Raw genomic sequence first — 6,238 nt, 5'->3', positions numbered from 1 at the left:
CTTGCCGGCGTTCTCGGCCGACCTGAGCTTCTCTGCCGTGATGTCGGTGGCCACCTTGACGATCTTCACGACCCTGCCGCGGCCGTTCACGACGGGGGTGTAGGACGCCTGTATCCAGACTTCCTTGCCGCCCTTGCCGATCCTCCTGTACTCGCGCGCGTCGAACTCGCCGCGGCCGAGCTTCGTCCAGAACAGGCGATAGTCGGGCGACGCCGCGTGATCGGGGTCGACGAAGATGCTGTGGTGGCGACCGACGATCTCGTCGAGACGGTAGCCCATGACCCGGCAGAAATTCTCGTTCGCCGTGATGACTGCGCCTTCCGGCGTGAACTCTATCATCGCCAGTGCCCGGCCGATCGCCGAGAGAACCGCGCCGTCGCCCGCACCGAAGCCGTGCCCATCGCCGAGAAAGCCCATACTCACCTCCACCACATGCGGAGACGCCCTGCGGCCCCGCGATGGAAGCCTATACGCTTCGGCGATTGCTGAGGTTCGCACGTGACCCTGCCCGGCCGCGGGATCTTTCGGACCAGGGTAAACTCCAAAACGCGACCTCGTCCCGACATGGGACGGCCGTCTCAGCCAATTGCGGCGCGGGTGGAGGCGGACGATTGCGAGCGAGGATATTTCGTCTGGCCGGGCAGTCGGGTCACCCGGGCAGCAGCATATCTCGTGGTCCTCGGGGGGCGGAGGACAGGGTTGACGTTAACCGGCGGCGCCGTCGCAGCGCTCGCGGGACGCTACTCGGCCGCCTCGCGGAAGCCGCCGGCCATGGCCGGCACGGGCGCGGCATCGTCTTCTCTGGAGCCGCGCTTCGCCCCCCGGCGCGCCCGGCGCCGCTCCCGCCACTCGTGCCACCGCTCACTCCAGACGCTCGGGATGGCGAGCATGGTCGGGATGACGATCAGCGTGAGCAGGGTCGAGAAGCCGAGGCCGAAGATGACGGCGGTCGAGAGCTGCACCCACCAGATCGAGGTGATCGAGCCGACCTGGACCGCGGGGGCGAAGAAGTCGAAGTTCACCTGCAGCGCCATCGGCACGAGGCCCATGATGGTGGTGATGGTCGTCAGCATGATCGGCCGCAGGCGCTGCGCGCAGGTCCGCAGGATGGCGTCGAGACCGGAGAGGCCCACGTCGCGCCGCAGACCGTTATACGTGTCCATCAGCACGATCGAGTTGTTCACCACGATGCCGGCGAGGGCGACGATGCCCGTGCCGGTCATGATGACGGAGAACTTCTGGCCCGTGACCATCATGCCGATCAGCACGCCGAGCACCGACATGACGACGGTCGAGAGCGTCAGGAAGGTCTGATAGAACGAGTTGAACTGCGTCACGAGGATGATGAACATGATGAAGAGCGCTGCTCCCGCGGCCTTGCCGAGGAAGGCCTGCGCCTCCTTCTGCTCCTCGTCCGCGCCGCGGAAGCGGTAGGCGGTCGTGCCCGGCCAGTCCTGGGCGTCGAGCCACTGCCGGATCTCGTTCACCTTCTGGTCGACCGTCACGCCGTTCTCGGTCACGACGTTCGCCTTCACGTCGATCGCGTAGCGCCCGTTCTGCCGCGTGATGGAGGAGACCTTCGGCTGCGGCGCGCGGCTGACGAGGTTGGCCAGAGGCACCGTCCCGACCGGCGTGGAGATGCGCAGCTCGTCGAGCCGGTCGAGCGACCGCTCCCACTCCGGCAGGCGGACGCGGATGTCGACCTCCTCGTCGGAATCGTCGGGCCGGTAGGTGCCGACGAGAACGCCGTTCGTCACGAGCTGGATCATGCCTCCGACGGCCGCGACGTCGGTGCCGAAGCGGCCGGCCTCCTCGCGGTCGACGGCGAGCTCCCACTCGATGCCGGGCAGGGGACGGCTGTCCTCCACGTCGCGCAGGTCGGCGACGCCGGTCTCGAGATGGCCGCGCATCCGGGCAGCCATCTCCTTCACCCGCTGATAGTTCGTGTCGGTGACCTCGATCCGGATGTCCTTGCCGGTGGGAGGCCCGCCCTCCTGCTTCCGGAGCTCGACCATGATGCCGGGCAGCGGCCGGACCTTCGCGCGGATCTCGTCGAAGATCTCGGCCGCCTTGCGACGGCAGCAATAGTCGTCGAGCTCGATCATCATCTCGCCGATGACGTCCGCAGGCTTGTCCTGCACCCCGCCGAGCCTGCTGTCGCCCGAGCCGGCGCCGACGGTCGTGAAGACCGCCTGGATGCCGTCCACCGTGAGGACGCGATCCTCGACCGAGACGACGAGATCGCGCTGCTCCTGCGCCGACAGGTTGCCGCGCCCGCGAACAAGCGCCACCACCTGGTCCGGCTCCTCCTCGACGAAGAACTCGACGCCGCTGTTGTGCTGGCCGTAGAGGCTGAACACGCCGATCGTCGTCGCGACCATGCCGGCGATGACGATCACGTGGCCGATGCGCCAGCCCGCGAAGAACTTCAGCATGCGGATATAGAGGCCGGTGAAGCCCCGAATGCGCCCATAGTCGATCGGCTCGGGACTATCGAGGAGGCGCGCCTCCTCCGTCTGGGCCGAGCCGGCGCTCGTCTTGCCGATGAGGCTGCCGAGCACGGGCAGGAACACCATGGCCGTCGGCAGAGAGGCCGACAGGATGATGACCACCATGATCGGCAGGTAGCTCATGAACTCGCCGGACACGCCGGGCCACAGCAGCATCGGCAGGAACGCGGCGAGCGTCGTCGCCGTGGACGAGAAGATCGGCCAGAACATGCGCTGCGAGGCGAGCTTGTAGGCCGTCCGCCGGTCGAGCCCTTCCGCCATCTTCCGGTCGGCGTACTCGATGACGACGATCGAGCCGTCGACCAGCATGCCCACGGTGAGCACGAGGCCGAACATGACCATCATGTTCACGCTCATGCCCATGAGCGAGATGATCAGGAAGCCGATCATGAACGAGGTGGGGATGGACAGGCCGACGAGGAGGCCCGAGCGCAGGCCGAGCGCCGCGACGACGATGATCATCACGAGCGCGATCGCCGTCATGATCGAGGATTCGAGCGAGGAGAGGACGTCGTTGATGAAGGCGGACGTGTCGAGCGTGAAGTCCACGTCGATCGTCGCCGGCCACGTCTCTGTCTCCGCCGCGACGAGCGCGCGCACGGCTTCGTTGTTCTCGATGACGTTCGTGCCGGTGCGCTTGATCACCTGGAGCGCGATGGCCGGCTTGCCGTTGAAGCGGCTGAAGGAGCTCGCATCCTTGAAGGTGCGGCGGATCTCCGCCACCTGGCCGAGCGTCACCACGGTGCCGTTCTCGACCTTGATCGGCAGCGAGGTCACGTCGGCGGCGGTCTCGAGGAGGCCCGGGACCTTCACGTTGAAGCGGCCGGCGCCACTGTCCATCGCGCCGGCCGGCACGAGCTGGTTGTTCCGCGTGACCGCCTGGTAGAGCTGGTCCTGCGTGATGCCGTAGGTCTCGAGCCGGTCGGAGTCGATCAGCACCTCGAGGAGCTCCTCGCGGTGCCCCACGAGCTGCGCCTCGAGGACTGTGGGGATCGCCTCGATCGCGTCCTGCAGGTCGAGCGCACGGCGATAGAGGGCGCGCTCGGGAACGTTGCCCGACAGCGCGACGACGATCGTCGGCATCAGCGAGAAGTTCGTCTCGTGGACGGTGGCCTGCTCGGCCTCGGGGGGCAGCTCGCCCTGCGCCTGGTCGACCTTCGCGCGGATGTCGGCGAGGACCGCGTCCTTGTCGAAGTCGATGTCGAACTCGAGGAGCACCGAACCGTGCCCCCCCGAGGCGATGCCGGTCATCTCCTTGAGGCCGTCGAGGCCCTGAAGCTTCGTCTCGAGCGGCCGCACGAGCAGGCGCTCGGCATCCTCCGGCGACACGCCCTGCTGCGCCACCGACACGTAGAAGACGGGAATGTCGATGTCCGGGTTCGCCTCCTTGGGAACCGACAGGTAGGACAGGATGCCGGCCGCCAGCAGGGCCACCAGAATGGTGATGACCGAGCGCGGCTTCTCCAGGATCGAGCCAAGGGCCGAGATCATCGGGAAACCTCCGCCGTCTCGAAGACCGGCGTGACCCGCTCGCCGTCCTCGACATATTCCTGTCCGACCATGATGAGCGTCACCTCGTGCGGCAGGCCCGCGACCCAGACGCCGTCGGGCTCGTCGGCGACGATCTCGACCGGCACGAAGCGGACGGTGTCGCCGTCCTCGACCGTGCGCACGCCCACCCGGCCCCTGTCGTCGAGCGTGAGGATCGCGGGGGAGAAGAAGTGCGCATCCGTCTCGCGAAGCGGAATTTCCACCCGCGTCGTCACGCCCGAGCGCAGGTCCCCACCCGGATTGGGCAGCTCGAACTCCACGCGGAAGGTGCGCGTCGAGGAGATCGCACCCGGCGCGAGAAAGGTGAGGGCGCCGTCCACCGTCTGCCCCGTCACCAGCGTCGCGTTGGCCGCCATCCCGCGCTCGAGCATGCGCACATCGCGCTCCGGCACCTCGGCCACCGCGAGGAGAGGGTCGTAGGACATGACCTGCGCGCAGGGCTCGCCGACCGAGAGGAGGGCGCCCCGCTTGGCGGGCAGGTCTTCCACGACACCGTCGAAGGGTGCGCGAATATCCGTGCGGGCGAGGTCGAGCTCCATCTCGGACAGCGTCGCCTTCGCGGCGTCGAGCCCCGCCTTCGCCGCCCGCAGCCGCGTTTCGGCCGCGTAGCCCTGCTGGTTCAGGCGGCTCGAGGCGTCGAATTCCTGCTCGGCCTGCTCGAGCGCGGCCTGCGCGCGCAGCACCTGGGCCTGCCTGTTGCCGTCCTCGAGGCGGCAGATGACCTCGCCTTCCTCGACGAGGTCGCCCTTCTCGACCGGGAGCTCCTCTACGAGGCCGGCCGTCTGCGCCCGCACCTGGACGCGCTGCTTCGCCTCGGTGTGACCGCGCAGCGTCAGGCTCTGGCGGCGTTCCCGGGCCGTGCTGCGCGCGACCTTCACGACGAACGGCGTGTCTTCGGCGGCCTCGGCCTCGGCGATCGTCGCCGGTTCGGCGGCGCTCCGGGTGCTCGCTTCCGAGGCGGCACCGCCGCCGCTCCCGCTGACGATGAAGTCTCCCGAGGAGAGCCAGGCCCCAATCGCGACGAGGATCACGATCGCCCAGATGTAGGATGCACGCATCGCCCGCTTCCGTCCGTTACTCGGCCGCTTCCCGCTCGACCCGGCGCGACCCGGCGACGGCTTCGAGCTCCGCCCGATTGACCCTCAGATGGTCGAGCGAGGCCTGATGGACGGCGATGCCGTATCGCAGGATCCACTCCGACCCGCCGGCACCGCAGCCCTTCACCTCACCGAGGCACTCCGACAGGCTCGACAGCGTGCGCTCGAGCGCCGCCTCGCGGCAGTCGATCGCCCTCGTCACATGCTCCCGCGGCAGCACCGAGGCGAACATTGCCACGAGCAGGAAGGGCGACTTGAAGGAGTCGAGCCCCGGCTCCTGCATCAGCGCGTCCATGAGGGCGCGGCGCCCCTCCGGCGTGATCGAGTAGACCCGTCGCGCCGGCTTGCCCGCCTGCAGCTCGTCGCGCACCGTCACGAGGCCGTCTTCCGTCAGCCGGTTCAGCGCGGGATAGATCGCGCCGAAGCTCGCATCGACGAAGTAGCTGAAGTTGCCCTCCACCGAGTGCTTTCGGATCTCGTATCCCGTCGCGTCGCCGAAGGAGAGGATGGCGAGGCACAGCGTGCGGACGTTCATGTGTCGGTTTGACCTCGTTCGTCATATATCGGTTCGATATATATCGTGCCGCTATATGCTTCTTCGTACGGTGGGTGTCAACCCGGCGCTCCGCCCTTGCCCGAAGGGCGCGCGCGGCAAGATCACCTTGAGTACGTCGTGGAACGCCGATTGGACGCGGCTGCTGGCGTCCGGGAGGAGCTTCGATGCCGGGCGATCGTCTTCTGGGCCTGCTGGCTCGCAACCTTTTGATCGGCAGCGTGGTCGCGGTGGGCACGGTGGCGGGGCTTCTGGCGAGCGATGCCCACGGCATCCGGGAACTCGTGCTCAACGACAGCGACCCGCTCGTGGCGGTTCTCCTTTTGACGTTCGGCTTCGTCGTCACGCTCGGCAGCGCCGCCATGGGCGGGGCCGTGATGAGCCTGTCGCGGGAGGCGAGCCTGCCGCCGCGTGGGGGCAAGCGTCTGCCCCAGGTGGAGTCGCTGCGGCCCGCCCCGGCGAGGTCGGCTGCGGCCGGTCGCCGCTTCCCCGGCTCGGGAATGTGAAGGTCCGCGACGAGACGCGCT

The 6,238-nt window shown here is 68.2% G+C and carries 5 protein-coding genes; 1 reads left to right on the top strand and 4 read right to left on the bottom strand.

What is annotated here, in order from left to right:
* From N177_RS11835 to N177_RS11820, 4 genes are all read right to left on the bottom strand, one after another.
* Positions 1 to 417: PAS domain-containing protein (locus tag N177_RS11835; protein ID WP_040485664.1), on the bottom strand; the 417-nt coding region annotated here is incomplete at its 3' end.
* Positions 418 to 740: 323 nt separating this feature from the next.
* The gene (locus tag N177_RS11830; RefSeq protein ID WP_023432571.1) at positions 741 to 4,001 is read right to left on the bottom strand and encodes an efflux RND transporter permease subunit; all 3,261 of its coding nucleotides are present in this window, start codon (positions 3,999 to 4,001) and stop codon (positions 741 to 743) included.
* Positions 3,998 to 5,119: an efflux RND transporter periplasmic adaptor subunit gene (locus N177_RS11825; protein ID WP_023432570.1), complete on the bottom strand. Its 1,122-nt coding sequence runs from the start codon at positions 5,117 to 5,119 to the stop codon at positions 3,998 to 4,000. Before N177_RS11825 ends, N177_RS11830 begins: the two co-directional genes overlap by 4 nt.
* Before the next feature lie 16 nt (positions 5,120 to 5,135).
* Entirely contained in the window at positions 5,136 to 5,693 is a 558-nt protein-coding gene (locus N177_RS11820) for a PadR family transcriptional regulator (protein WP_023432569.1), read from the bottom strand.
* A 185-nt stretch (positions 5,694 to 5,878) separates the two neighbouring features.
* Here N177_RS11820 and N177_RS11815 point away from each other — a divergent pair, with 185 nt between their 5' ends.
* The gene (locus N177_RS11815) at positions 5,879 to 6,217 is read left to right on the top strand and encodes a hypothetical protein (RefSeq protein WP_023432568.1); all 339 of its coding nucleotides are present in this window, start codon (positions 5,879 to 5,881) and stop codon (positions 6,215 to 6,217) included.
* Positions 6,218 to 6,238 lie beyond the last annotated feature (21 nt).

Origin of the sequence: Lutibaculum baratangense AMV1, from assembly GCF_000496075.1 — a bacterium.
GTDB classification, from domain to species: Bacteria; Pseudomonadota; Alphaproteobacteria; order Rhizobiales; family Tepidamorphaceae; genus Lutibaculum; species Lutibaculum baratangense.
This window is presented reverse-complemented; position numbering and strand designations above follow the sequence as displayed.